Source organism: Streptomyces antibioticus (assembly GCF_002019855.1).
In the GTDB taxonomy this organism is placed as follows: Bacteria; Actinomycetota; Actinomycetes; order Streptomycetales; family Streptomycetaceae; genus Streptomyces; species Streptomyces antibioticus_B.
Map to the genome: position 1 here is coordinate 8,423,623 of NZ_CM007717.1, position 25,687 is coordinate 8,449,309.

Below are 25,687 nucleotides of genomic sequence, written 5' to 3' on the forward strand. Positions count from 1 at the left end.
GCCAGCGACAACCGCACTTCGCCCCCCGACGCACCGAACTCGACCGGCCCCAGCCCGTGCACAAGAGCCTACGGCGCCCCGCCGCGCCCGGAGGGGGCGATCACGAAAGCGGACGAGTCACCGAGGGGCCACGACGCCGCCCGTTCCCGGATCGGGCCAAGTAGCCACCAGTGCTTGCCGATCCGGAAAGCGGGGACCACCGATCATCTCGTCGGTGGGCTCACCGTTGAGCCAGCACACCTGCTCGGGTGCGCCGTCGCCGGTGTCGAACAGACAGCACACACCCCCGCTGCCGGCGGCGAGGCCGGTGAACACCTTCCTGACGCCGGCCGACCGCGCGAAGAGCCGGCTCATCCGCGATGTCGCGGCCCAGCACTCCACCGACGAGTAACCGGGATGCAGGAAGGATGCGAACCGGAGTGTCACGTAGACGTACCCGATCCTCACCCGCCCGTCCGCCCCGAGTCCGGGGCCGCTCTCCTGCGCGTACGCGCGCAACGCGTCATCGGCGTCGAACATGAGGGACGTGTCGAGTTCGAGCGTGCCGCTCGTGGAGCAGTCGACGGGCTCGCTCTCGAAATGGGACGTGAACGGCAGGACGATCCGGTCGCCGCCGGGCAGCGTGACCTCAAGGGGCGGCACGGTACGGTCCGGTGGCGCCAGTTCGGCCAGACGGGCCAGCGCCCCGGCGACATCTCCAGGCCGCAGATAGATGTCGTAACCGTAGATCAGCCCCACACGTGCCCCCAGTTCCCGGATCGAACCGCACCCTCTCACAGCGCACGGCGCGAACGCTCACGGGCAGTGGATCACCATGAGCCGGGCCGAGACCGTCGCCAACGGCCTCCTGACCGCCTGCCCGCTGTTCACCGGCCGGCTCGACCTCGACGACTGCCCCGTACATCCTCCGCACGCGCACCTATAGTCGGAATCCAGCCACCGGTAAACGAACTCCTCTGCTGCAAAAGGCACTTCCGTAACGTCCGTGTGCATGACATCTTGCGTCCATCACTTGTTTCGTACGACCCGGCCTGACCACCGGGTCCTCGGAGGACGCATTGATACCCCACAGATCCAGCCGCCCTCGACGTACCCTCGTGCTGGCCGCCACACTCGGCGCGGCGCTCACCTTCGGGGCCCCCGCCGCGCTCGCCGGCACCGACCCCGTCACCCCTTCCGGCTCCGCCGCCCCTGCCCCCGCCCCCGTGCCCGCCCCTGAGGCGGCGCCCGCTGCGCAGAGCGCGGCCTGGGTCGCCGGCACCCGCGCCTACCTCGTGATCACCGCCCCGGGCGACACCACGGCGGTCCGCAACGCGGTGACCGCCAACGGCGGAACCGTCTTCCAGTACTACGACGCGATCGGCGTCATCACCGCCCACTCCGCGTCCGCGTCCTTCGCCGCCACGATGCGCGGTGTGAGCGGGGTCCAGCAGGTCGGCGCCACCCGTACCTCCGACGTCCCGGCGGACGCCTACAACCCGGCGCTGCCCGCCAACCCGGCGCAGTCCACGACCCCTTCGGGTGAGCCGGTCCGCGCCGACATGACCCAGATCAAGGCCGACCAGGCCTGGGCCGTCACCACGGGCTCCGCCTCCGTCAAGGTCGGCATCCTGGACACCGGTGTGGACGACCAGCACCAGGACCTCGCGCCGAACTTCAACGCCGCGGACTCCGCGTCCTGCGCGTACGGCAAGCCGGACACCCGTACGGGCGCCTGGCGCGATGTCGGTACCCACGGCACGCATGTGGCCGGCACGGTCGCGGCCGCCAAGAACGGCAAGGGCGTCATCGGCGTGGCCCCGGGCGTGCGGATCTCCTCGGTCCGCATCGCCGAGCCCGGCAGCTCGCTGTTCTTCGCCGAGAACACCATCTGCGGCTTCATGTGGGCGGGTGACCACGGCTTCAAGGTCACCAACAACAGCTACTACACCGACCCGTGGCAGTTCAACTGCCCGGACAACGTCGACCAGGCCGCGATCATCGAGGGCGTCAGGCGTGCCCAGGAGTACGCGGAGGGCAAGGGCTCGCTCCAGGTCGCGGCGGCCGGGAATTCCAACATCGACCTGGCGAACAAGACCACCGACACCGAGAGCCCGAACGACTCGACGCCGGTGACCCGCACCATCACCAACGCCTGCCTGGACATCCCGACCGAGCTCCCGGGCGTCGTCACGGTCTCGGCGATGGGCACGACCGCGAAGGCCTCGTACTCCAACTACGGCCTGAACGTCATCGACGTCACGGCCCCGGGCGGTGACTCCACCGGCATCTACAGCACGCTGCCGGGCGGCAAGTACGGTTCCAAGAGCGGCACTTCGATGGCCTCGCCACACGTCGCCGGCGTGGCGGCGCTGCTGGCCAGCACCAACCCCGACATCACCCCGGCAGAGCTGCGCGACAAGCTGGCCACCCAGGCCAACGACATCGCCTGCCCGTCGGACAGCCGCTGCAAGGGCACCACGGCCAGGAACGGCTTCTTCGGCGAAGGCCAGGTCGACGCCCTCAAGGCCGTCGGCAGCACCCCGCAGCCCGGCAAGTACTTCGAGAACACGGCGGACTTCGCCATCGGCGACAACACCACGGTGGAGAGCCCGATCACCGTCAGCGGCGTGACCGGCAACGCCCCGGCCACCCTCAAGGTAGGGGTGAACATCGTGCACACCTACATCGGCGACCTGAAGGTCGACCTGATCGCCCCGGACGGCACCGCCTACACGCTCCACAACCGCTCGGGCGGCAGCACCGACAACATCAGCCAGATCTACACCGTCAACGCCTCCTCCGAGTCCGCCGACGGAACCTGGAAACTCCGCGTCAACGACAACGCCCGCGGCGACACCGGCAGGATCGACTCCTGGAACATCACGTTCTAAAGGCGCGCTGGAACACGTCGGCGAGTCGGTCAACGACCACACCACAGTCCCGCTGAGTGGGTCACCGGGGAGCACTGCGACTGCGCCCCGGTGCCCTCCGCTGTGGGAGGCGATGAGTTCCTACTGGCCGACCGGTGACCAGCGGCCCGACGCCGGTCCGGCGGAGATCGCGTTCGCGCGGAACTGGCGGGACACGCCGAAGGTGGTGTTCTCCTCGACGCTCGACAAGGTCGGCTGGAACACCCGCCTGGTCACCGGCGACGCGGTCGCCGAGGTCACCCGGCTCAAGGCGGAGGACGGCGGCCCGATGACCATCGGCGGTGGGCGGCCCTGCGTGCCGGGCTGATCGACGAGTACGTGATCGCCACCCATCCGGTCTTGGTGGGCGGCGGCACGCCGTTCTTCACCGTGGTGGACGGCTGGGTGAACCTGAACATGGTGGAGACATGGCCGTTTCCCGGCGGCGTGGTTCTGACCAGGTACGGGACGAGGCGCTGAGCAGCTTTCCGCTGTCTCACGGCTCATTCCTCGGTGGGGAGCCAGGTGCCGTGCAGGCCGAGGGGGACGCGGACGGGATACGGAGCCGGGCGACGGGGCCCTGGGCGGGATCGTCGCCGGGCAGGACGAGGAGCCAACTGGTGTCGTCGGTCCTGTCGGTGGTGAAGGTCAGCCAGTAGCCGTGGTCGCTGCGGCGCGTACCCGGCGTCGGAGCGAAGACGGATTCGCCGACGGACAGGTCACCGGCGTCCCAGGCCTGGACCGTGGTGCCTGTCGTGCGGACGTCGTGCTCCATGCCGTGACGCACCGGTCGGTTCCTGACCCGCGGGGATGGATGCGACTCGACGGGGACCGCACCAGCATCGCCCGCCACACGGTGCCCGCGTACCCCTTCGACCCGCCGGACCCGTCAGAGTTCCCCGACCGCCTGTACCCCCATCAAGCGGAGGCGGCGGTGGCAGCGCTCGCCATCATGGCCGAGGAGTGGCAGTCGGAGCCCGCACGCGAACGCTCCCGCCCCGACCGGGACGCCGTACCGGCGGGCGTCCGGACGCTACTCGGCCGGTACGGCCGCACCGCCCACTACTGGACCAACGCGAGAGCCGCCGCCTCCGACCTGGCCCCGGAGCTCATCGCCATGGGCCTCCAAGGCACGGAGTCCCACGGCTTCCTCACCTCCGAAGTCGCTGCAGGGTGGGATCGGGGCGAGGTGCTCTGTCAGTGCCGTCTCGTACGCTCTGTTCCTGATCACGCAGGCGGATGCGGAGGTGACGCGAACGGGCGGCAACGCATGGAGTCACACAGGCCCGTATCAGCCTGATCTGACGGCTGCGTTCCGGCAGGCTCAGGTGGACGAACTGAAGGGGGACAACCGCGGCTTCGAGAGCCGGTCCGTCGAGGAGCTGTGGCAGGACACAGAGTGGCACGAGTACGTTTTCACCGGTGGCACCGGCACCGTGCTGGACTTTCCTCTCATGATCGAGGCCGGGGACAACGACGACGGGCCGTTCATGCGGCCGCTGACCGACGACGAGGTGCGCGCGTGGGCCCCTCACGGCCGGCCCACCTACGACGAGTGGGACGCCGCCCTCGACTCCGAGCGGTTGGATTTCCCGGGCCGCGCCCAGGGGAACTGCACAGTGCTGTACCGCGACGGGAGGCCCGTGCGATCGGCTACTGGGAGTCACCGCCGACTAGGGGGTGTAAGTCCTGGTCGCGTGAGTCTGGCCTGCGCAGGCGGCGTCGTTGCGCGCGTGGTGCTGTGCATGATCGGCGTGTCAACTCGTCGTAGAGGTAGGGAAGCGCCATGCCGATCACCAACCAGCAGGTCGCGGGACACGTGTTTCTGCGGCCGATGTATGACGATCCGTACTTCCCTGATCACCTGGTCGACGAGGGGAAGGCGATCCTGCTGCGGCTGTGTGAGCGCGTTGAGGCCGAACAGCCGTCGGATCTCCCAACCCTGTACGGGCTCACTCAGGCTGCGACCGAGGAATTCAACGCGCTGGGAAGGGAGTTCATGGCGACGGGCAGCGGGATCGAGACGGTCGCGCGCGAGTGGATCTGCGACGAGTTCTGTTTCGTCGCGTCGGCATACGGGTTCACGGACGCGGATGCGGAGGCGCTTACTGCCGGCCGGGACTGGTGAACGAGGACGGGAAAGCCATCTCCGTCCATAGCCGTTGGTTGAGAGCTGCGATCAGCACGGTCGCCTCGCGGCGGACGGCGAGCTAGTCCTGTCGCGGGGCGAACGCACGGTGCTTCACGAGGCGGTTGATCCCGTACCCGACCGCACAGAGCTCGCGGTAGCCGGCCGGGTCGAAATGCGGCGCGCAGGTCGCCGCGATTCTTGCGGGGTGCGTACGCCTCGTTCTCGTCTCCGCACGCACTCCTTGGACCACCCCACCAGGAGGAACCAGTGTCATACCCGCACCTGATCACCCCCGAAAAGAACTCGCCGAAGCGAAAAGGCTGTCGAGCCTCCCGCGTATCGTCGTGATCTGTGGCTCCACCCGCTTCGTGATCCAGATGAACGAGGCCGATCTGCGGGAGACGAAGGCCGGAAAGACTGTCGTCAAACCGGGGTGTGACATGAAGTCGCCGCATGTGCTTTGGTCCGATCCCGTCGAGGCCGAGGCGCTGAAGGTTCGACTCGACGATCTGCACCGGGCGAAGATCCGGCTCGCTGATGAGGTGCTCGTGGTTGGCGACTACATCGGAGACAGCACCCGAGCCGAAATCGCCTACGCCCGGTCGCTGGGCAAGCCCCTGCGGTTCACGCACCCCGAAGTCGACCCTGACGCCTGACAGCGGGAGCCTGCGCTGCGCGGTGGCGGAGGTGGCGTGGCCGTCGCGGAGTACGGCCGTTTCGGCGCCGGACAGCTCGCTGTCAAAAGGCGGCGAGGCCGCAGGGTCGGGGGCGCGCGCCGACATGGTGGATTCTCCTGCCGTAGGGGCGGAGGTGCCCCGGCCGCCGCTGGCTGGGGCACCCCATGAGCTCGGGTTCAGCAACCGCCGGATGAGGGCGCCTGGCCGACGCCGGGTGTGGTCGGCGCGCCGATGCCGATCTGTACGAGAGGAGGCGCCGGGGTGCAGCAGCCCCCGTCGGCTGCCTGCTCGGCGGACGGGTCGTCGAAGAGGCCGGCGCCGCCGCACACCCCCGTTTCGGGGAGGGTGAGTTCGACGCGGTCGGCGGAGTCGAGGTCACCGGCGATGGCGGCGGTGACGGAGCGGACCTGCTCGCATCCGGTCATGGCGAGGAAGGTGGGAGCACGGCCGTAGGACTTCATACCGACCAGGTAGATGCCGGGCTCGGGGTGGGAGAGCTCGCGATGGCCGTGCGGGTAGACGGTGCCGCAGGAGTGCTGGTTGGGGTCGATCAGGGGGGCCAGCTCGGTGGGCGCCTGGAGGCGGTCGTCCAGGCCGAGGCGGATCTCGGAGAGGAAGGAGAGATCCGGGCGCAGGCCGGTGAGGACGATGACTTCGTCGACGGGGTCGAGGCGTCGGCCGTCCTCGTCGACGAGGATGAGCCGTCCGTCGTCGGCCCGCTCGATCGCTTCGGTGCGGAAGCCGGTGACGGCGTCGGCGTGGCCGTCGTCGACGGCGGCCTTCGCCGCCAGGCCCAGGGCGCCACGGGCCGGCAACTGGTCGGCATCCCCGCCGCCGAACGTGGAACCGGAGATACCGCGGCGCAGCACCCACACTGCGTGCGTGGCCGGCTCGGTGCGGGAGGCCTCGGCGAGGGTGGCCAGTGCGGTGAAGGCGGAGGCGCCGGAGCCGATGACCGCGGTGCGCTTGCCGACGTAGCGGGCGCGCACGGCCGGGTCCTTGAGGTCGGGCACCCGGTAGGTGACGCGGTCGGCGGCGGCCTTCTCGCCGAGGGCGGGCAGTCCGCTGGCTCCGGCCGGGCTGGGGCTGGCCCAGGTGCCGGAGGCGTCGATGACGGCGCGCGCGAAGAGGCGCTCCTCGCGGCCGTCGGCGGTGGTGAGGTGCAGCACGAAGGGCTGGGTTTCGCGGTCGGCGTCGACGATGCGGTCGCGTCCGGCGCGGGAGACACCGGTGACGCGCGCGCCGTAGCGGACGCGATCGCCCAGGGCGTCGGCCAGGGGCTGCAGGTAGAGCTCGGCCCAGTCGCCGCCCGAGGGATAGCCGGCGCCATTCGGCTTGGTCCAGCCGGTGGGGGCGAGCAGCTTCTCGGCAGCCGGGTCGGTGAGCTCGCCCCAGGTGGAGAACAGGCGTACGTGGCTCCACTCGCGCACCGCGGCCGCGGCGGCCGGTCCGGCCTCCAGGACCAGGGGGGTGATGCCGCGCTCGACAAGGTGGGCGGCTGCGGCCAGGCCGGCGGGGCCGGCTCCGATGACGACGACGGGGAGCTGCTGCTCGCTCATGGTGGTCGGTCTCCCTGAGTGTTGGTCGGGTCGGACTAGCGGGCGAAGGTGAGCGCGGACTGGGCGCGCTGCCGGTGGGCCTCGGCCCGGCAGGAGGCGTCGCAGACCTGTGCGCAGCCGTCGCAGAAACGGATGCCGGCCAGGCGCCGGGCGGTGTGGTTGGCGGTGTGGCGGGCGAGGGCGGCGGTGAAAGCGGTGCGGATTCGAGTGGTCATGGCGGTCACGACGCTCCTTGTTTCGATGCCTGTCGATGTCCTTCGGCGTCTGGAGCTTGCCACCCGTATCGACGAGTGTCAACATAGACGCATGTCGAAGTCAGAGGGAGCCGAACTGCCCGTCCTGGACACCGGGGCGGTGCCGTGCTGCCCGCCGATCGCGGCGGGCGAGCTGTCGCCGGCCGATGCGGAGAAGATGGCCGCCATGTTCAAGGCCCTGTCCGATCCCGTGCGGCTACGCCTCTTCTCCAAGGTCGCCTCGTATGCGGGCGGCGAGGCGTGCGTCTGCGACATCTCCGACGTCGGCGTCTCCCAGCCGACCGTTTCCCACCACCTGAAGAAGCTGCGCGAAGCCGGCCTGCTGACATCCGAGCGGCGCGGGACCTGGGTCTACTACCGGGTCGCCCCGTCCGTGGTCGCGGCGATGTCCGCCATGCTCGACCTGCGCACCTGACCGAGAGCGACGGCAGGCATCCGGGTCGGCGCCTTGGCCGTCGACCGTCGCGGAGTCGGGGGTGCCCAGGTGACTGGGGCGGTGTGGCAGCGACCTGGGCGCCCGGGCCGTGGCCGACGCCGCCCAGCCCAGCGGCCGCGGCAGATTCCTCCCCGGCCCCGCTGACCGCGACGGCACGCCCGCCCGCACCGCCCTCTCTCATATGCCGCACGGGTCCGATCACCAGGCGCGCTGCCCGGCGACGCGTCACGCGGGCGGGCTGCGTTACTCCACCGTGTGCAGTCGGCGCCTCTCGAAGAGGGAAAGAGAGGCTGAGGTGAGTCCCACGTGTCCTGTCAGGTACCGCCTGCCGCGCTCCGGGCGTTGAGGGCGGTGAAGCCGAGACCGGCACGGCGCACGTGGTGACCGGCGGCGAGGCCAGCCTGACCGCCGCAGGTCACCCGCGCGCTCCGTGTCATTCGGCGGACCGGCCATGCACGAAGACGAGCGCCACGAGCGCCAGACCGACGACCCCGCCCACGAGTTGGGCGCCGATGAACCCCGGCAGCGAGCCCGGCGCGATGCCCGCGAAGGTGTCGGTGAAGGCACGGCCGATGGTCACGGCCGGGTTGGCGAACGACGTCGACGAGGTGAACCAGTACGCCGCGCCGATGTACGAGGCGACCGCGACGGGGGCGAACCGGAGTCGGTCGGTGCGGGCCAGGCCGAAGATGAGCAGGATCAGGCCGGCGGTGGCGACGACCTCGCCCAGCAGCAGGTGCCCGGCGGACCGGTCGTGGGTGGACCACTTCACCAGCGGTTCGCCGAACATCGCATCGGCCAGGATCGCGCCCGCGACGGCCCCGACGATCTGGGCCGGGACGTAGGCGGCCGCTTCCCGGACCGAAACGCCCGCGCCGCCGCGGCGGGCGGTGAACCACTCGGCCAGGGTGACGACGGGGTTGAAGTGCGCGCCGGAGACCGGACCGAACAGGGTGATCAGAACGCCGAGGCCGAAGACGGTGGCCGTGGAGTTGGCCAGCAGTTGCAGGCCGACATCCTGGGTCAGCCCGGTGGCCTGGATACCGGAGCCGACCACCACCGCGACGAGGGCCGCCGTGCCTACCAGTTCAGCGGCGGCCCTGGCGATCAGCGGAGGAGTCTGGCGCAGGGTGGCCCCCGGGGCGGGCTGCAGCTCGATGTCCGCCGCCATGGCGGACTCCTCGGCTCGGTCGTGCTCGGTGGCCTCGGTAGCGGTCAACGGGACTCCTCGGTGCGTGCGGCTGGCGACGGGATGCGGCGGTGGACGGGCCCGGGGATTCAGGGGCAGGACCGCTTGACGTTGTTCTCGGCCGTGGCCCGCGCGGTCTCCGCCAGGTCGGCGAACTGACCCGCGAGGGACGCGATGACGTCGGGCTTGAGCCGGTAGTAGGTGAACCGGCCGCAGGGCTCGGTCTCCAGGACCCCGGCCTCGCGCAGCACCTTCAGATGGTTGGACAGGTTGGTCTGCTTGGCCCCCGTCTCCTCGATCAGGTGCGTACTGCAAAGCGTCTCCCTGGCCAGCAAGGTGACGATCTGGAGGCGGAGCGGGTCGGCCAGAACCCGCAACAGATCAGTGTCGACTGACGTCAGCATGGGCTGATACTCTCACATCACTCCGGGCTGATACCAGCCTGGGCTGAACCTTGGGACCCGTATCCTCACACCGGTGGGGACCCATGCCCCGAAGGGGTTCCCATGACCGCATCCCGGCCTCCTGTCCTGCCCGACGAGCGTCTCGCGGCCGGTATCGCCCGGCTCGCCCTGCGCCATCGCGGGCACTTCTCGCCGGAGACCGTTCAGCGCCTGGTCACTGACTCCTACGAGCGCCTCGCCGCCGAGGCCTGCATCCGCAACCACCTCGTGGTGCTGACCGAGCGCCTGGCCACCGAGCGACTGGACGCGCTCGCCCACAGCGAGGGCGCACCGGGCAGCGGTCTACCGCGGGTGCTGTTCGTGTGCACCCACAACGCCGGCCGCTCGCAGATGGCCGCCGCGCTCCTCGCCCATCGCGCCGACGGGCATGTGGTCGTCACCTCCGCGGGCACGCGCCCGGCCGCTGAAGTCGAGCCGGTCGTCGCCCAGGTCCTCACCGAGGCCGGTATCGACCTGACCGAGGCGTTTCCCAAGCCACTGACCGACGAGGTCGTTCAGGCCGCCGACATCGTGATCACCATGGGCTGTGGCGACGCCTGCCCGATCGTGCCCGGCCGCCGCTACCTGGACTGGCCCGTCACCGACCCCGAGGGTGCGCCGATCGCCGTCGTCCGCGGCATCCGCGACGAGATCGACGCCCGCATCACCGAACTGCTCGCCTCCCTGCCGGGCGCCTGAACGTCGTATCCGATCCCGCACCATCTGCTTGATCCACTGACGAAGGAAGAGACCGATGTCCTCCAGCCCGCTCGCCTCCGTGCTGTTCGTCTGCGTGCACAACGCCGGCCGCTCGCAGATGGCCGCCGGTTTCCTCAGCCACCTCGCGGGCGACCGGATCGAGGTCCGCTCGGCCGGCTCCGTCCCCGGCGACCAGGTCAACCCCGCCGCGGTCGAGGCCATGAAGGAAGCCGGCGTCGACATCTCCGCGGCCGAGCCGAAGATCCTCACCACCGAGGCCGTGCAGGCGTCCGACTACGTCATCACGATGGGCTGCGGCGACGCCTGCCCCGTCTTCCCGGGCAAGAAGTACCTCGACTGGGCCCTGGAGGACCCGGCCGGCAAGGGTGTCGAGGCCGTCCGTCCCATCCGCGACGAGATCAGGACCCGTATCGAGGCCCTGATCGCCGAGATCGGCGCCCGGCAGGAGGCGTGACCTCCTTGACCGGAAACGTGATACGCGAGGTCATCGTCCTCGGCTCCGGACCCGCCTGATACACCGCCGCCCTCTGCACCGGTCGCGCCCGGACGAGGCCCCCGCTCTTCGGCAGCTCCGTCTTCGTCGGCGGGTCGCTGACGACCACGACCGAGGTGGAGGCCCGGCGGCGTCGTCCTGCGCGACGTCCTCACCGGCGCCACCCGTGACCTGAGTGCGTTCGGGGTGCGCCGTGGTGAGACAGCGCATGGCGGTCTGGTCGGTGATGCCGAACAAGCGCATCAGGCGAACGGGATCGGTGCTCTCGGCAGCTTCGCTGAGGACGCGATGCTGCCGCAGGCCGCTCAGTGTCAGCCCTCGGGGGAGGTTTCCACTCAGCAGGCCGGCGCTCGACTGCGCCATCCGTAGCCGAATGCACGTTGGATTGGTCTGCGATCTCTTTTCACCTGATCGGGTCCAGGCCCAATCCGCCCCACGGGCAGAACCGGATTCCCCCCGTGAGGGATGAAGAGAAGGACCAGCGAGTACGGCCGGGGCGGCCACGCCTGGCGCTCGGTGCGCTGAGCGGGGTGCTGGCCGGCTGCACAGCGCTGGCGGTGGCCGAACCGGTCGCGGCAGCGGTGCGTCCGCAGTCCAGTCCGGTCATCGCGGTGGGCGGGGCGTCCATCGACGCAACGCCCGCTGCGGTCAAGGACTGGGCGATCCGCCACTTCGGCACCAACGACAAGCTCGTGCTGCAGCTCGGCATCCTCGTCGTGCTGGCCGTGCTGGCCCTGGTGCTGGGGGCTCTGGCAGTGCGGTTCCGGCGGATCGGAGCCGCCGGGGTCCTTCTTTTCGGAGCTGTCGGGGCGTCAGCCGCCGTCAGCCGCCCCGACTCCAGCAGCCTCACCGACGCACTCCCCTCCGTCGTCGGGGCCGTTGCCGGAGCGCTGCTCCTGTACGTGCTGGTGGGCCGCCTCACCGAGGTGAGGCGGCCGGCAGCGTCGGCATCCGGCTCTGCGTCCGAGGAAGCGGAAGACGCTCCGCCCGCGTCGGCAGGCTGGGACCGGCGGGGATTCGTCCTCGCGGCCGCATCCGCGGCGGCGGCCTCCGCCGCGGCCGGCGTGGTCGGCCGGTCACTGAACGCCTCGCGCGGCCAGGATGCGATCGCCTCCCGTGAAGGGCTCGTGCTGCCTTCTCCCGGGACACCGGCGCAACCGGTCCCCAGGAGGGCTGGGCTCCGCGTCCCCGGGATCAGCACCTTCGTCACCCCCAACGCGGATTTCTACCGGGTGGACACCGCGCTGGTGGTGCCGAAGGTGGACGCGAACTCCTGGCGGCTGCGGATCCACGGCAAAGGCGTGCAGCGTCCCGGTACGTACTCCTTCGACGACCTGCTGCGCAGGGAGCTGATCGAACGGGACATCACCCTGACCTGCGTATCCAACGAGGTCGGTGGCCCGTATGTGGGCAACGCCCGCTGGATCGGCGTACGGCTGGCCGACCTGCTCGCCGAGTGCGGCATCAAGCCTCCGTCCCGTGGCGGGCCGGCGGACCAGTTGGTGTCCCGGTCGGTGGACGGCATGACGATCGGCAGCCCGGTCGAGGACGTCATGGACGGCCGCGATGCCATGCTCGCCCTCGGCATGAACGGAGAGCCGCTGCCCTTCGAGCACGGCTTCCCGGTCCGGATGGTCGTCCCGGGCCTGTACGGCTTCGTCTCGGCCTGCAAGTGGATCGAGGACATCGAGCTCACCACCTTCGCCTCCTACGACCCGTACTGGGTCAAGCGCGGCTGGGCACGCCGGGCCCCGGTCAAGACCGCGTCACGGATCGACACTCCCCGACCGTTCGCCCGGCCCAGGGCCGGCACGGTGATGGTGGCCGGGGTCGCCTGGGCCCAGCACCGGGGCATCGACAAGGTCGAGGTCCGAATCGACGACGGCCCGTGGCAGGAAGCCGATCTGGCCGCCGAGGACACACGCGACACCTGGCGACAGTGGTCTCTTCCCTGGCGGGCCGCCAAGGGCGGCCACACCCTCACCGTCCGCGCCACCGACCGGACCGGCGCCGTGCAGACGGACAAACGCACCCGGACGATCCCCGACGGCGCCGGCGGCCGGCACTCCGTCGTCGTGACCGTCGACTGACTCCCCGGCCCCCACACGGGCTTCGTGCCCTTCCCCCGAACCACCTTTCCGCAACACCCCGAACGCAGCCGCATCACGCTGCACTGTCCGACAGGAGCATTTGATGAACATCCCGATCCGCCGTACCGCCGGTCTCTTCGCCGCGGCCGCCGTGCTTCCCCTGGCCCTGACCGCCTGCTCCGACAGCGGCAGTGAGGCGGGCACATCCGGCTCCTCGAACAAGGCGTCGGCTCGGGCCACCAAGAGCAGCGACGACATGGGCGGCTCGACGGTCGCCGGGGGCGGCACGGACCGGCCGTTCGGCCCTGCCTGTTCCTCCGTACCGAAGAACGGCGCCGGTTCCTTTGACGGCATGGCCAAGGACCCGGTGGCCACGGCCGCGTCCAACAACCCCGCGCTGTCCACGCTCGTGGCGGCGGTGAAGAAGGCCGGGCTGGTCGACACCCTCAACAACGCTCAGAACATCACCGTGTTCGCGCCGACCGACGACGCCTTCGAGAAGATCCCGAAGGCCACCCTCGACAAGGTCCTCGCCGACAAGGCGCAACTGACGAAGATCCTCACCTACCACGTCGTCGGCACGAAGCTCACTCCGAAGGATCTGGAGAACGGCTCCTTCGACACGCTGGAGACGTCGAAGGTCATGACCTCCGGTTCGGGCGAGTCCTACACCGTCAACGACTCCGCCGAGGTCGTCTGCGGCAACGTCAAGACCGCCAACGCCAACGTCTACATCATCGACACCGTCCTGATGCCCAAGAGCTGACACCACCACGAGCCGAGGACGCACGCCTGCCCGGTCGCCGTGACGGGAACGACTCGGGCGGCGCGCGTCCTCCTGCCGGGGCGTCCGCCGGCCCCCACCGGCAGGCGCCAGGCGGGTGCCCCTCACCAGAGGGCTGGTCCGCAGACTCATAGCCTGCGGACCAGCCCTCTGAACGCGCCGTTCACCCGTCCGGGGAAGGAGAGGACACCATGGAACGACCGCCCGAGGCGACCCCGAGCGGGCAGGTCACCCGCGCGGAGAGCCTGCGCCGTACGGCCGTCATCGGCAGCGGGGTAGCGGGGCTGACTGCTGCACACATCTTGAGCGAAGCCCATGACGTGACCCTGTACGAGGCCGAGGACCGCCTCGGCGGTCATGCCCACACCCACGAACTGACCGCATCCGACGGACGCACGCATCGCGTCGACTCCGGTTTCACAGATCCCGCTGATCAAGACGTTGCGGTACAGGACACTGCCCAGATGCCCGGGCACGACGACACGGTCGGCGAGGCGCTTACTCTCCGCCGCGGCGAGTGTGTCGAGCAGGCGGTCGGCGCAGGCGGTCCGGTGCGCGGTGGACGCGGAGCGGGCGGCGCCGAGGTGCCGGGCGTGCTGGAGGTCGCGGGCCGTAATCCGCAGCCGGGCCACTGCGTCGGGAATATCCGGCACAAGCAGGTGGATGCGGTAGCCGGCTCGACAGTGGGGCGGAGAGGGGGCGGACCGTGAGCCCGGCGAGACCCCAAGTACCGCGCGGTCGCCGCCGCGCTTCGCTCGCCCGCGCGAAGGCAATTGTTCGTCGAACCAGGCGAATCCCCGTGCTTGTTCGATGCGGTCGGACTCGTTTGGCTTCCTTGAATTCAGCTCGAACCCCAACGGTATCGAGGATGATTTCGCCGGGCTGCCGATCGGCTGATAGTGAAAGCAGGAAGCTCCTCCGGTACCGAGGTGCCGGCGGAGCTTTTCAGCAGGCAGGGGAAGAACCAGCTTGCGGTCCTGAGTCCGGAATGGGCCTACTTCCAGATCTGCCAGTCGCTGCCGTTGCATGTGTTGGTGTAGACGCGGCCATCGGCGTCACCGTCGAGACACAGACCGGTCTGCCGGTTGACGATCTGCATGCCGTCGCCCTTCCAGTTCTCATACCACTGCTGATAGTAATTCGCCTTGCGGTCGCAGGGCTCGATGTAGACCTTGCCCACTCCGCTCCCGTCGGCGTACCAGCTGGTAAGGCAGCGGCCTTCGAAAAACGTGTTCCTGGTCGTGATCTTCCAGGCGCCGTTCGGGTTCTCAAGACTTTCCTGTGAATCGTCCCATCTGATGCTGACTCCCTTGGGGACGTCGACGCAATGAACCAAGGCCCCGGCGCTGGTGTCGACGTTGGCGGTGTTCCAGACTCGGAGACACCCGCCCGTCTGCTTGTTGCGCCACAGGATATTGTCGGATGCCGACGCAGGTGTAGAGACAGCCACCAGAATTGCAGGCACCGCGGCAGCGCAATGGCGGCGCGAGTTTTCGACACCTTATTCATGAGTCTCCCCGTTTCGCTTGGAACGCAAAGTCCGGGGCCTGCAGAAATAGGTCAATTTCCCCCGGATGTTCCTGGATTCTACGCGAGTGGATTTGAGATGCATAAGGAAGTTGATCAAGGCTTGAGCCGGAATGCGATGCTCCACTTCTCGCCGTCCGGTCGCTTCGTCCGACCCGTAATGCTCTGCGATCGAGGGCCACGACGGAGACTGCGGATCCGGCGGTACGGCGGCATGTCGCCTACTGCCACTGCGGCACCCAACGCTGCGCCGCCCCCGACACCCCCGCACACTGCGCGGGCACCGTCGTGCTGATCCTGCGCCACGCCCCGACCGTGGGCCGCGTGTGGAGCGTCGAGGAAGTCTGTGCGGGCTGTGCCCCGCTCATCGCACACGTCGCCGTCCTAGCCCGCGCGGCGGCACGCCCGCCCCGCACCCACCGAGAAGCCCCCCGCCCCCGTGCCCCCACACGGCCTGGCCCGGACGTGACCGCGTGGAGAGCCCGTCCGACGGGCGGACCCTCCACGCGCACCGTCAAGCCGGCACTCCGAGCAGGGCCACCGGCGTCGAGGTCGGCTGCTTCGATCCACCGGCCGGCTCCACCGTGATGCCGATGCCCGAGGCACCGTCGACGGCTCCCTGCATGAGTACGGCCTGACTGCTGCGGTCGGGGTCCATCAGGCCGGCCGAACGCATCTTCCCGCCGTCGTCGGCGAACCACAGCTGGTACACCTTGCCCCGCGGCGGCGCGGACATCCCTGAGGCGACGAACACGGCCCGCTCCCGGCTGGCGGAGACCACCAGCGTGCCCGCGCCGCCCGCCACCTTCGCCGAACGCGACTTGGCATCAGGCGCGGCCAGCACGCCCGCCACGTCCTCAACCTGCCGCTGCGCCCGGGCGGCCTCGCGTGACGCGTCCTGGGCACGCTCGTACTGCCACACGGCGGTGCCGCCGAACACGGCGGCGGCCACACTCGCGGCCAGCGCCCACCGCGCCAGGGCCCCTCCGCGCAGCGCGCCACGGCGTACCCGCTCCAGCGGCGCGGCACCGGGTGAAACCTGCCGCACGGTCGTGATGCGCTGCAGCACCTGTTCCCGCATGACGGGGCGGGCGCGCACCGTGGAGGCCAGGGCCAGGCGCCCGGCGGTGGCTGTGAACTCGGCGACCTCCTGCTCGCAGGCGTCACAGCCGACCAGGTGACGCTCGAAGGCGGCACGTTCCTGACCGTCCAGCGCGTGCACGGCGTAGGCGCCGGCCAGGGTATGCAGGTCGGCCGTGGTCATGCCGTCACCCCCAGGCAGTCTCGGAGTCGGATCAGCCCGTCGCGCAACCGGGTCTTGACCGTTCCGAGCGGCAGCGCCAGTGCTTCGGCGACCTCCCGGTAGGTCAGGCCGCCGTAATAGGCGAGTGTGACCGACTGACGCTGCAGTTCGGTCAGGGTGCGCAGGCAGCGCCTCACCTGCTCCTGCTCCAGCCGCGTTTCGACCTGCTCGGTCACCTCGTCGTATGCCGGCTGATGGTCGAGCAGCGCGGCCCTGGTGTCACGGGCCGCCGCAGCCTCCACGGAGCGGACCCGGTCCACCGCCCGCCGGTGGGCGAGGGTGAGGATCCAGTTCATGGCCGTGCCCCGCTCGGGCCGGTAACGCGGGGCCGTGCGCCAGACCTCCACCAGCACCTCCTGCGCCACCTCCTCCGACTGGGCCTGATCACGCAGAACGGCCCGGGCGACCCCGAGAACGGAGCCGGCCACGGCGTCGTAGACCGCCGCGAAAGCCTCCTGATCACCCAGCGCCACCTCGTGGACCAGATGTTGCAGATCAGGTCGGGCAGATGGATTGCTGCCGATGTACACCGGTTCCTTCACAATGACTCTCCCATAGGCGCGGCGGGGCGGGACGGCCCTGGGTAATCCGAGGCCACGCGAGCGGAGGATTGGTCGCATACGCCCGATGGGGGCGGGTCTCACCGGCGTCGCCACCCGGTCAGGAATCGGGCACCAGCTACCCGACCTTGTGCGCGACCTGGGCTGGCTACCGGGTCTGTTCGGGGGTGCACCGGGCTTCGGTCCGGTGGTGAGGCGGTTCTGAGAGCTGCTCTGGCCTCGGCGGTGTGCACGGATCCGCGGTGTTCGCATCGGTCCGGGGCGGAGCGGCCGGTTCTGCTGCTCAACGTACTGCTTCGTACTGCTTCGTACTGCTTCACGATGCTGAGCGGTGCGCCGCCGACCGGTCCGGCGAAGTACGAGCCGGACCAGAGTCGTTGTGCCCGCCGGTAGTGGCGGACGAGGTCGGGGAACTCCCGGCGGAGTCTGCGCGAGGACACGCCATCGAGGGAGCCGACCAGCCCGGACACGGCGATCTTCGGCGGGAGGTCCACCAGCAGGCGGACGTGGTCGGCCTCGCCGTCGAACTCGGCCCTTGGGCCCTCGCTCCGAGGTGCGGGAACGTCTGGGCGCGGTCGGCGGTGCGTCGTGACGGATCGCTGGGAATGCCTTGGCCGGAGACGCAGGGCCTATCGGAAGACGGCGATGTGGCTCTGGGCCCAGTCGGCGAAGGTGCGGGGCGCGCGGCCGAGGAGCCGCTCGACGTCGGGGCTGATGCGCTGCTCGGCGGGGGTGGGCTCACCCAGGATGGTCAGCGTGGTCTCGACCACGGGCTCGGGCATGAACCGCAGCATCTGCGCGCGGGCCTCGTCGCGGGTCTGCTCGATGAACCGGACGGGTTCGCCGAGGGCGTCGGCGATCGCCTCGGCCCGCTGGCGGGGCGTGCTGAGGGCGGGGCCGGTCAGCTCGTATGTCTGCCCGGCGTGGCCGTCCTCCCGCAGGGCTGCGGCTGCGCCCTCGGCGATGTCGTCCGGGTCGATGGTCGGCAGGCCGATGTCGGCGAACGGCGCGGCGGCGGTCCTCAGGGCGCGGACCGACTCGACCCAGGCGTACGCGTTGGAGTTGAAGCCTCCTGGGCGCAGGACCGTCCAGTCCATGCCTGATTGTCGGACGGCGTCCTCGATGGATCGTCCCAGGTCCCCGTGAGAAGCCGCATGCGGTCGGGTCGCGACTCCTTGGGAGGACAGCAGGACGACCCGCCTGACACCGCCGGCCTTGGCGACGTCGAGGATGCCCCGTGGGCTCAGCAGGTGGGCACTGGAGCCGCCGCTCTGCAGGAACAGCGCGTCGGCTCCGTCGAAAACGGGCCGGAGGCTCTCAGGTTCGACCAGGTCCGCCTGCCTGTACCGGACGCCGTCCGGCACGTCCGCGTCCGAGATCCCCCGGGATGTCGCGGTCACCTGCGCATCGGCTGCCGCGAGGATCTGCACGAGCGATCGGCCGACGTTACCGGTCGCACCCGTCACTACGAACATGAGCAACTCCCGTGTCAATTCAGCATGGCTGTCGCCGCCCGAGCGGGCGGGGCCGCCGCCGAGAGCTGTTCTCCGGGCGACACGGGGACGCTAACATCGTCGATATAGTAGGTACCTACAGGAAAGTGACTATCCCGAGGGGGTGTGTATGGCCGGCGACGCCGACCGGGTGGCAGCCGCTACGACCGACCCGGAACTCGCCTGTCCGACCAGTGCGGTCGTGGACATCGTGTTCAGCCGGTGGACCACGCCGATCCTGTGGACTCTCCACGTGCATGGCCGGCAACGGTTCGTCGAACTGGAACGACGGATCGGCACGATCACGCCGAAGGTACTGACCCAGCGGCTGCGCCAGTTGGAACGCGACGGCATGGTCGTGCGTACGTACCACCCGGAGGTCCCCCCTCGGGTCGAGTACGAGATCAGCGAGCTGGGCCGCAGCCTGGCCCCGCTCTTCGCGCACCTCGCCGAATGGGCTGCCGGCAACCTGGACAAGGTCGAGCAGTCCCGGCACGCCTACGACACCGCTCCACCCCGGTAGCGCGTCAGCGACAGGACCCGATCCCTGTCCGAACCTCCGCTACCTGGTCCATCCCGCAAGCGAGTGGGGTGCGTCGCGACCTCCTGTACCTGCCTGCGCTGCAACCCGCGCATCGACCAGGGCTCCACAGGGCACCCTTGCGCGCGGGTTCGCCGTCAGACAGCCGGACGGTCTTGCCTCGACTGCCTCAGATCCAGTGCTTTGTTCCTCACATTCAGGCCGCGGCGCGGAAGACGTACGCCGACATCGGGGCGGTGACCGGTCCTGGTCCCAGACGGGCCGTCATCTCTTCGATGACGGTGGCCCGGACGGCTGATCCGTCGCTGAGCTCGTTAACGGCCGCGCGCACCGGCGTCCCGGTGAGGTACCCGGTGGCGAGGTCGGCGGTCGACTCGGCCCGGCCCTGAAGCGTCAGCGTCTGCTCGTACTCGACAGCGAACCCGGCGGCCGCCAGATCGGCGGCCACGACAGCGGGGTCGGCATAGCCGTGCGGAACCGTCTGGAAGAACCGTGGCGGGTCGGCCGGAAAGGCCCGCTCCAGTCCGGCCTGCAGCGCGACTTCGAAGGCGTGCGTCCCGAGCGGGCCCCAGGTGTTGAATAGGAACCGGCCGCCCGGGGTCAGCACCCGACGGACCTCGGTGAACGCTTCGATACGGTCGGGAAAGAACATCACACCGAACTGACAGACCACCAGGTCGAAGCCGCCGTCCGGGAACGGCAGCCGCTGCGCGTCGGCCTGGCGCCACACCGCGCCAGGAGCCCGGGAGGACGCGAAAGCGACCATGGCCTCGTTCAGGTCGGTGGCCGTCACCTCGGCCGAGGGCGCCGCTGTGAGCAGCTCCGCCGTCAACACGCCTGTGCCTGCAGCGAGTTCGAGGATCCGCCGAGGGTGGAGCGCCGCCGCCCGAGCGGTCAGGTCCTCGGCGAAGGGTCGGAAGACCACCGGCACGAGGTACTGCTCATAGGCCGCCGGCATGGAATCGGACCATCGCCGGTCGGCATTGATTCCTGTCACCCTCATGACGGTAGCGCCGCGCCGGGAAACCGGTTCCTTGCCGCGCCGCGATGCACTCTGGAGCTGGACCCACCTGGCAAAGTGGCAGGCCGACGTTGGATCGTGTCGTCCCGTTGCCCGCCTCGACCGCCGCGGCGTCGGCGGTATCCAGGCCGGCTGCCTGCGGAAGGAAGGTCTGTCGACGGCAGAGGACGACCCGGCCGGGGCCCTGGCCTGGCGCAGGGTCGCCCGCCGCCGGGCCTGGCTCGGTGCCATGGCCGCTGTCACCGTGGTCGCGGTGGCCGCCGTCGGCACCTACCTGATGGCAGCACACGACGGGGACGGGAAGCCGGGCGGCACGCGGGCCGGGGCGGGCACGACGGCCTCCGCGTCCGCCCCCGGCCACCGCTCCGCAGCACGGACCGCCTCGCCGGAAGCGGTGTCAGCCTCCCCGGCCGCGGACGCTCCAGAGGCCGGACAGGAAGCGGGAACTCCGGCAGGGAAGGCGTCGTCCCCCGACTGCCTGCCGGTCACCTTCAAGCTGCCCACCGGCCCGGCGACCTGCGAGTCCAAGGAGGACATCTGCGCCGTCCGGTCCCCGTACTACGTCAAGGACATCGACAGCCTGTGCGGCGGCCCGCCCGCGCTACAGAGGGTCAACATCATCTCCGAGCCCTCCACCGGTGGTCTCCCGGCTCGTCGACGCCCTCGCCGCAGATGGGCCGAAGGCCCTGTCCGCTATAAGGGCCGCTCGGGCCGAAGCGCGTGAGCGCGTCTGGAAGCTGGCCGGCGCTGCGGCGCCGGATGCCGCGGGGCAGGTGATCGTGGACCTGGACGGGGTGCTCGTGCTGGCCCACTCTGAGAAGCAGGACGCCACCGCGACCTGGAAGAAGACCTTCGGACACCACCCCCTGATGGGCTTCGTGGATCACGGAAGCGGCGGGAGCGGTGAGCTGGTCGCCGGCCTGCTCAGACCGGGCAACGCGGGCAGCAACACCGCCGCCGACCACATCACCACGGCCCAACTCGCCTTGGCGCAACTACCGAAGAAGTACCGGCGCGGACGCCGGACGCTGATCCGTACCGACTCCGGCGGCGGCACCCACGAGTTCGTCGCCTGGCTCGCCCAGCGCGGCCGGTGGCTGTAGTACTCGGTCGGCATGACCATCAATGAGCAGATTCACCAGGCCGTCCTCAAGGTTCCCGCCCCGGCCTGGACGGCAGCGATTGGGCTTGATCCGCTTTGACGGACATCGAAGATCAGGGGCTTCGGCCTCGGAAGGATGATGTCCATCATGGAGAGCATGGGGAAGAAGAAGCCGCGTCCTCGCCGCTCGTTCACGCCGGAGTTCAAGGCCGAGATCGTCGAACTGTGCCGACGCGGTGACCGCTCGGTCGGTCAGGTCGCCAAGGACTTCGACCTGACCGAGACCGCGGTGCGCGACTGGCTCAAGCAGGCCGAGGTCGACGCGGGCGAGCGCGACGGCCTGACCAGCAGCGAACGCGAGGAAATGGCCCAACTGCGGCGGGAGAACCGCCGCCTGCGGGAGGACGTGGAGATCCTCCAGCATGCTCACCGCACGTCTGAAGACTCTCGTCACGGACGGCCTGCTGGAGCGCCGGCCCTACCAGAGCAACCCTGTCCGTCACGAGTACGTGCTCACCGAGCTCGGGCGCTCCCTGCGTCCGGTGATCGTCACTCTGGCCGCGTGGGGCAACTCCCGGCTGACGGCCCGGGAACGGAGCATGATCCTGGTTGACGCGGACACCGGGGAGGAGGTCGAGCCCGTGGTCGTCGACGCCAGGACCGGCCGCCGTCTCGACGACAGCCGCGCCTATGTCTTCGCGGCGGGCCCCTCGGCGAGCGACGCCATGCGCAGCCGCTACACCCGGAAGCGTCCGGCAGTTGCATGCGGGGAGGGCACGACGGCCACCGCGTGAGGGGCGGTGCGAAGAACCGGGGGCGTCGAGGGGACTGGCTGGCACTGGTGACGCGCCACCGCCGGCAGGCCAGGTGCTCCTGCGGTGTGTCCCGGCGTCCGGGAGGAGGTGCAGTGGCATGGAGACGGCCCGCACGCGCGGCGGCGTGAGGCAGGAAGCCGCGACCCGGGCCAATCGCGTCGTCGCAGTGCCCGAGCGCGCGTCGCTGCGTCAGCAGCCTGATGGTGTTCTCGGCGTTCCGCGCGCGGCCGTCCGCAGGAGTGCGGATGTCCTTGCGCGGGCCACTGCCTGAGACGGTGCGCTGTCAGTGAAGGATGACGCTGACGCCTCGTTCCTCGAGGATCTCCAGGATCAGGTCGAACACCGTGGTCTCACGGTTGCTGACGGGCAGGCGTTCGGCCAGCCGTGCCCGGGCGTCGGCCGAGGAGTTCCAGCGCAGGGTGAAGGGAGTCGTGGCGCCCCATCCGCCGCGAAGGCAGTCGTCGAGGGCGTCGAGGTTCCAGCCGAAGTATCCGCCGGGTCCGTTGACGGCCTCACCGATGGCGCAGTAGAAGCTGTCTTCGTCGACGATGTGCCGTCCGTCCAGGGTGAACATCTGCCCTGCCGGGGCGTCGGGCCTTTCCCGGTGTCTGTATCCCCGGGACCACAGCGCCACCGACAGCCATGCGTGTCTGTCCGCGGGTGCAAGGTCGTGCCACATGCCGGTCCGGTTCAGGTGACCTGTGCGTACCAGGTCCCATACGCGTTCCGAACCGGGCAGCGCGTCCGCGCACCACAGTGTCACCGTGAGGTCCACCAGACCGGCTGCATCGGGGGAAGGTTCGACGTCGACGACGGTGACCTCGCCCACGAAGTAGGACCCCATGGTGACACCGTCGCCGTCGAGAAGAGTGAGCCAGGCGTTCCCTGCCCGGGCGCGACGACCGCCGACATGATCGAGGCTCTTCAGCAGGCCACCTTGGGGGAGGCAGCCTTCGAGGCGCACGCGGCGTGCGCCGCCCTCTTCACGCTCGTCCGGCCGGGGGGTGAAGATCCCCTCGGCCTCGTGAGCGAATCCCCAGAAGTCGCTGTCGGCCTCGTCCGAGGTCAGCGCGTACTTCTTCCCCGCGCCGCCCTGCCCCGACGTTCGCATCACACCCCCTGTGAGAGCGCTGATCCTACCGAGGCCCGAGAACTCGCCAGGCAGTCGTCGTCGCCGTGTCCGTTCTGATCCCCGCGGTCTCGTGGCTCAACGGGCTCTGTGTGGCGAGGTCGCGGCCCTCCGAGCCGGTGGCGGGTGGCCCGGTGGTGGGCGGCTGTGCGCCGAACACTACGAGGCCAGCGTCTTCACCTTGCCTTCGAGACCGGCCTTGCTCGTCCCCATCAGGTCGTCGCTCTTCTCGCCGTGCTTGAAGAAGATGAAGGTGGGCATGGCTCGGATGCCGTACGCCTGGGCCACGGGAGCGACCCTGTCGACGTCCACGGACACGAACCCGATGTCGTGGTACTGCTCTGAGAGTCGTTCGAACACGGGATGGATGAGCTGGCCAGGGCCAGACCATGCGGCTGTGAATTCCACGGCCGCCTTCTCACTCCTACGGAGCAGCTCTTCGAACTGTTCGGTGCTGGTTACCTCGATCAACGCCATGGATTCTCCTCGCCCACCGTGTACTCGGAGCCCATCTCTACCCGTACCGTCGCCCCGGACGACGCCGGCTGGCCGCGATTGCTTCATGTGGCTCAGGGTCGCGACGCCAGGACCAGCGACCAGGGGTTGTGTCGGTTGGGTGATCCAGTTCGCTGCGGGGTTGTTCCGTGTCCGGTGTGACGGGCGTGGGGGAGTGGCGAAGGAGGAGGGCGGGCCGGATCGCACCCGCTTCGGCCGGTCAGTCCCTTGGGACCAGCGCTTCCATGGGTTGGGGTGTTGACACGTCGGCCGGGGCGACGGCCCGTACCCACGCTGGCTTTGCCGTCCAGTCGATCCGTTGCTCGGCCGGGAGCGGCTCCTTCCCGGGCTGAACGCACAGGCGATGCGCCTCCTCCAAGCCGGTCATCGGGGTGGGGGGGGCGGCGCCCACCTCCTTCGGGTAACTCTGCTCGACAAGCTCGCACCGCGCGGCCAACTCCCGGCGCGCTGCCTGGCCATCTGGCCGCGCGGGCCGGCAGCCGCCTCGCTGTGCGCGGTGGTCAGGGAGGCACCGGCGTCCGTGGTTGTTGGTGTTACCCGTTGCCGGTGGAAGAGGGGCTGCCGGGGCTGGTAGTGACGGGGATGAGGGATTCGGTCTGGGCGAGGTCGACGGTGATGGCGATGCCCTCGACTTTGAGGACGAGCGTGCCGCGGTCGGTGTGCCTCCCACTGGTGGGGCCTGGTGGGGGTGAGGCGTTGGTGTGCGGTGGCCGCGGCGGCGTGCAGCGCGCAGGGGGGTGTGGCTGGTGTCGCTCGTGGTGGTGTAAGGGTTCTGTCATCTCTTGGGGGCTCCACGACGCCCGCCTGCCGCGTTGAATTGGGGCGGTGAAGGAAACGGTCTGTGGGGAGGCGGAGAGGCATGTGGCGGACTTGGACGGCGGGGCGTGGGCGGCTGGTCGGCGCTGTCTTGGCGGTGGTGATCGCGGGGGCGGGTTTGGGGCTGTATTGGTTTCAGCCGTGGAAGCTGTGGCAGGACGTGACCGTGGACGAGGCGCTGCCTGGCACGGTGCGGACGTCGGGCATGCCCGGTGCGGGGCCTTCTGTCACCGTTTCTGGGGCTGCGGGGTCGCTGACGGTGGCGGGCGGTGAGCTGGTCGGTCATGAGCATGCTACGTCGGGCACGGTGAGGCTGGTTCGGTTGGCGGATGGTTCTCATGTGGTGCGGCTGGAGAATCTCGACACCAGTAGCGGGCCGGATCTGAGGGTGTGGCTGACCGATGCGCCGGTGAGGGAGGGGCGGGCCGGCTGGTACGTCTTCGACGACGGGGAGCACGTCAGTCTCGGCAGGCTCAAGGGCAACAAGGGCAGCCAGAACTACCCCGTGCCCGCTGGCGTGGACCTGTCTCGCTACACCAGTCTCAGCATCTGGTGCGACCGGTTCGACGTCTCGTTCGGTGCGGCCGAACTGGCCGGCGTCTGACCGGCGTCGGGGCCACGGTCTTTGCGTCGGCGCCCGCCCGTGTCAGTGGGGGACGGCGTGCAGGCCGGTGTGCCGGGTCGGTGGTTCGCCTCCGTTGTGTGTTCGCCCGGAGTGTGGCGGCCTCCTCCTGCGTGAGCGCCGGTCGTCGCGGTGCCGGGACGGATCGGAGGGTGCCGGGTCCTTGCGGCACGGTCGAGGGCAGGGCGGGGAGCGGCAGCAGTTCTGTGGGGCCGGGCAGGAGTTGCGGCACCTGGCGGGTGGCGGGTTCGCCGATGGCGGGGGTCGATGGTCGCGGGCAGGTCCGGGTGGCTGCGATGCGTGGCGTGCAGCGGGTGGTCTTGGGTGGCCGGCTTGCCGCGGTCGGCCTTCGGGCGCTGTGGGCGTGCCCGGCCGGTGACCGGTGCAGCCGCTGCGGGAACGGGGAGGCGAGCGGAAGTGCGCGCCGGGCCGGGCGGGGAGGCCGTGCCGGCATGGGTGAGGGTGGGAGGACCTCCGTGCCCCGGCCCGTCGAGGCGGCCAGGGCCGTCGTGCCGGGCAGCACGGCCGGTCCGTCCTGTCCGCTCGTGTGCGAGCCCTGCGCGCCGGCCCCTTCC

23 protein-coding genes and 8 pseudogenes are annotated in these 25,687 nt (G+C 70.0%); 17 read left to right on the forward strand and 14 right to left on the reverse strand.

The genetic code is table 11. The features are described from left to right. Positions 1-117: 117 nt before the first annotated feature. Entirely contained in the window at positions 118-738 is a 621-nt protein-coding gene (locus AFM16_RS37910) for a hypothetical protein (protein ID WP_078636754.1), read from the reverse strand. 359 nt (positions 739-1,097) lie between these two features. On the opposite strand from AFM16_RS37910, the gene AFM16_RS37915 reads away from it, so the two are divergent. Together AFM16_RS37915 and AFM16_RS37920 are read left to right on the forward strand one after the other, a co-directional pair. After that, the gene (locus tag AFM16_RS37915) at positions 1,098-2,873 is read left to right on the forward strand and encodes a S8 family serine peptidase (RefSeq protein ID WP_078636755.1); all 1,776 of its coding nucleotides are present in this window, start codon (positions 1,098-1,100) and stop codon (positions 2,871-2,873) included. A 100-nt stretch (positions 2,874-2,973) separates the two neighbouring features. Then, positions 2,974-3,371 (forward strand): annotated as a pseudogene (locus AFM16_RS37920) (dihydrofolate reductase family protein); the annotation flags it as partial. Positions 3,372-3,394: 23 nt separating this feature from the next. Here the strand turns inward: AFM16_RS37920 and AFM16_RS37925 are convergent. Further along, a pseudogene (locus AFM16_RS37925) lies at positions 3,395-3,624 on the reverse strand (carotenoid oxygenase family protein); the annotation flags it as partial. Between the two features lie 1,053 nt (positions 3,625-4,677). Between AFM16_RS37925 and AFM16_RS37940 the strand changes: the two are divergent. Then, on the forward strand, positions 4,678-5,019 hold the full coding sequence (locus AFM16_RS37940; protein WP_078636756.1) for a DUF5713 family protein: 342 nt from the start codon (positions 4,678-4,680) through the stop codon (positions 5,017-5,019). A 371-nt stretch (positions 5,020-5,390) separates the two neighbouring features. Then, complete coding sequence (locus AFM16_RS37945; RefSeq protein ID WP_244369143.1) at positions 5,391-5,678, forward strand: hypothetical protein; 288 nt, start codon at positions 5,391-5,393, stop codon at positions 5,676-5,678. 197 nt (positions 5,679-5,875) lie between these two features. Here AFM16_RS37945 and AFM16_RS37950 read toward each other — a convergent pair whose 3' ends face one another. Together AFM16_RS37950 and AFM16_RS37955 are read right to left on the reverse strand one after the other, a co-directional pair. Continuing rightward, the gene (locus AFM16_RS37950) at positions 5,876-7,258 is read right to left on the reverse strand and encodes an NAD(P)-binding domain-containing protein (protein WP_030793316.1); all 1,383 of its coding nucleotides are present in this window, start codon (positions 7,256-7,258) and stop codon (positions 5,876-5,878) included. Between the two features lie 35 nt (positions 7,259-7,293). Beyond that, positions 7,294-7,473 (reverse strand): hypothetical protein, encoded by a 180-nt coding sequence (locus tag AFM16_RS37955; RefSeq protein ID WP_030793312.1) that lies wholly within the window; start codon positions 7,471-7,473, stop codon positions 7,294-7,296. 91 nt (positions 7,474-7,564) lie between these two features. Here AFM16_RS37955 and AFM16_RS37960 point away from each other — a divergent pair, with 91 nt between their 5' ends. Beyond that, positions 7,565-7,927 (forward strand): ArsR/SmtB family transcription factor, encoded by a 363-nt coding sequence (locus AFM16_RS37960; protein ID WP_030793309.1) that lies wholly within the window; start codon positions 7,565-7,567, stop codon positions 7,925-7,927. Positions 7,928-8,381: 454 nt separating this feature from the next. On the opposite strand, the gene AFM16_RS37965 is transcribed toward AFM16_RS37960, so the two are convergent. Continuing rightward, a complete protein-coding gene (locus AFM16_RS37965) occupies positions 8,382-9,119 on the reverse strand; it encodes an aquaporin (RefSeq protein ID WP_078637255.1) in 738 nt (245 codons plus the stop codon). Between the two features lie 107 nt (positions 9,120-9,226). Further along, positions 9,227-9,541 carry an ArsR/SmtB family transcription factor gene (locus AFM16_RS37970; protein ID WP_030793302.1) on the reverse strand — a complete coding sequence of 105 codons (315 nt, stop codon included), beginning with the start codon at positions 9,539-9,541 and terminating at the stop codon, positions 9,227-9,229. A 102-nt stretch (positions 9,542-9,643) separates the two neighbouring features. On the opposite strand from AFM16_RS37970, the gene AFM16_RS37975 reads away from it, so the two are divergent. The 6 genes and pseudogenes from AFM16_RS37975 to AFM16_RS38005 all read left to right on the forward strand — a co-directional run. Then, positions 9,644-10,279, forward strand: a complete 636-nt coding sequence (locus AFM16_RS37975; protein ID WP_030793299.1) for an arsenate reductase ArsC — start codon at positions 9,644-9,646, stop codon at positions 10,277-10,279. 55 nt (positions 10,280-10,334) lie between these two features. Beyond that, positions 10,335-10,754: an arsenate reductase ArsC gene (locus AFM16_RS37980; RefSeq protein ID WP_030793297.1), complete on the forward strand. Its 420-nt coding sequence runs from the start codon at positions 10,335-10,337 to the stop codon at positions 10,752-10,754. 5 nt (positions 10,755-10,759) lie between these two features. Next, positions 10,760-10,915, forward strand: a pseudogene (locus AFM16_RS40405) (thioredoxin-disulfide reductase); the annotation flags it as partial. Between the two features lie 336 nt (positions 10,916-11,251). After that, positions 11,252-12,883 (forward strand): sulfite oxidase, encoded by a 1,632-nt coding sequence (locus AFM16_RS37995; RefSeq protein WP_030793295.1) that lies wholly within the window; start codon positions 11,252-11,254, stop codon positions 12,881-12,883. 103 nt (positions 12,884-12,986) lie between these two features. Further along, positions 12,987-13,649, forward strand: coding sequence for a fasciclin domain-containing protein (locus AFM16_RS38000; protein ID WP_030793292.1), 663 nt, complete (start codon positions 12,987-12,989; stop codon positions 13,647-13,649). A 209-nt stretch (positions 13,650-13,858) separates the two neighbouring features. Continuing rightward, positions 13,859-14,086 (forward strand): annotated as a pseudogene (locus AFM16_RS38005) (FAD-dependent oxidoreductase); the annotation flags it as partial. 575 nt (positions 14,087-14,661) lie between these two features. On the opposite strand, the gene AFM16_RS38010 reads toward AFM16_RS38005, so the two are convergent. The 5 genes and pseudogenes from AFM16_RS38010 to AFM16_RS38035 all read right to left on the reverse strand — a co-directional run bounded on the left by AFM16_RS38010 (position 14,662) and on the right by AFM16_RS38035 (position 18,532). Beyond that, entirely contained in the window at positions 14,662-15,132 is a 471-nt protein-coding gene (locus tag AFM16_RS38010) for an RICIN domain-containing protein (protein ID WP_078636757.1), read from the reverse strand. Between the two features lie 576 nt (positions 15,133-15,708). Beyond that, the gene (locus AFM16_RS38020; protein ID WP_030793283.1) at positions 15,709-16,458 is read right to left on the reverse strand and encodes an anti-sigma factor; all 750 of its coding nucleotides are present in this window, start codon (positions 16,456-16,458) and stop codon (positions 15,709-15,711) included. Continuing rightward, positions 16,455-17,039, reverse strand: coding sequence for a sigma-70 family RNA polymerase sigma factor (locus AFM16_RS38025; protein ID WP_030793279.1), 585 nt, complete (start codon positions 17,037-17,039; stop codon positions 16,455-16,457). The genes AFM16_RS38020 and AFM16_RS38025 overlap by 4 nt, the downstream gene beginning before the upstream one ends. A gap of 326 nt (positions 17,040-17,365) precedes the next feature. After that, a pseudogene (tnpA, locus tag AFM16_RS38030) lies at positions 17,366-17,602 on the reverse strand (IS200/IS605 family transposase); the annotation flags it as partial. Positions 17,603-17,686: 84 nt separating this feature from the next. After that, positions 17,687-18,532, reverse strand: a complete 846-nt coding sequence (locus AFM16_RS38035; protein WP_030793277.1) for an NAD(P)H-binding protein — start codon at positions 18,530-18,532, stop codon at positions 17,687-17,689. 148 nt (positions 18,533-18,680) lie between these two features. Here AFM16_RS38035 and AFM16_RS38040 point away from each other — a divergent pair, with 148 nt between their 5' ends. Continuing rightward, on the forward strand, positions 18,681-19,073 hold the full coding sequence (locus AFM16_RS38040; RefSeq protein ID WP_030793275.1) for a winged helix-turn-helix transcriptional regulator: 393 nt from the start codon (positions 18,681-18,683) through the stop codon (positions 19,071-19,073). A gap of 214 nt (positions 19,074-19,287) precedes the next feature. Here the strand turns inward: AFM16_RS38040 and AFM16_RS38045 are convergent, their stop codons facing one another. Further along, entirely contained in the window at positions 19,288-20,049 is a 762-nt protein-coding gene (locus AFM16_RS38045) for a class I SAM-dependent methyltransferase (RefSeq protein WP_030793273.1), read from the reverse strand. Between the two features lie 292 nt (positions 20,050-20,341). Here AFM16_RS38045 and AFM16_RS39205 point away from each other — a divergent pair, with 292 nt between their 5' ends. The 4 genes and pseudogenes from AFM16_RS39205 to AFM16_RS38065 all read left to right on the forward strand — a co-directional run. Beyond that, positions 20,342-20,836, forward strand: coding sequence for a hypothetical protein (locus AFM16_RS39205; protein WP_143648551.1), 495 nt, complete (start codon positions 20,342-20,344; stop codon positions 20,834-20,836). After that, positions 20,748-21,296 (forward strand): annotated as a pseudogene (locus AFM16_RS38055) (transposase); the annotation flags it as partial. The gene AFM16_RS39205 and the pseudogene AFM16_RS38055, both read left to right, overlap by 89 nt. Before the next feature lie 75 nt (positions 21,297-21,371). After that, positions 21,372-21,605, forward strand: a pseudogene (locus AFM16_RS40410) (transposase); the annotation flags it as partial. A gap of 22 nt (positions 21,606-21,627) precedes the next feature. Beyond that, positions 21,628-22,008 (forward strand): annotated as a pseudogene (locus tag AFM16_RS38065) (winged helix-turn-helix transcriptional regulator); the annotation flags it as partial. Positions 22,009-22,312: 304 nt separating this feature from the next. Here AFM16_RS38065 and AFM16_RS38070 read toward each other — a convergent pair. Together AFM16_RS38070 and AFM16_RS38075 are read right to left on the reverse strand one after the other, a co-directional pair. Next, positions 22,313-23,140, reverse strand: a complete 828-nt coding sequence (locus AFM16_RS38070) for a barstar family protein (protein ID WP_078636760.1) — start codon at positions 23,138-23,140, stop codon at positions 22,313-22,315. 177 nt (positions 23,141-23,317) lie between these two features. Further along, positions 23,318-23,635, reverse strand: a complete 318-nt coding sequence (locus AFM16_RS38075; protein WP_167797337.1) for a thioredoxin family protein — start codon at positions 23,633-23,635, stop codon at positions 23,318-23,320. An 898-nt stretch (positions 23,636-24,533) separates the two neighbouring features. Here AFM16_RS38075 and AFM16_RS38085 point away from each other — a divergent pair. Continuing rightward, complete coding sequence (locus AFM16_RS38085) at positions 24,534-25,094, forward strand: DM13 domain-containing protein (RefSeq protein ID WP_078636763.1); 561 nt, start codon at positions 24,534-24,536, stop codon at positions 25,092-25,094. Positions 25,095-25,687 lie beyond the last annotated feature (593 nt).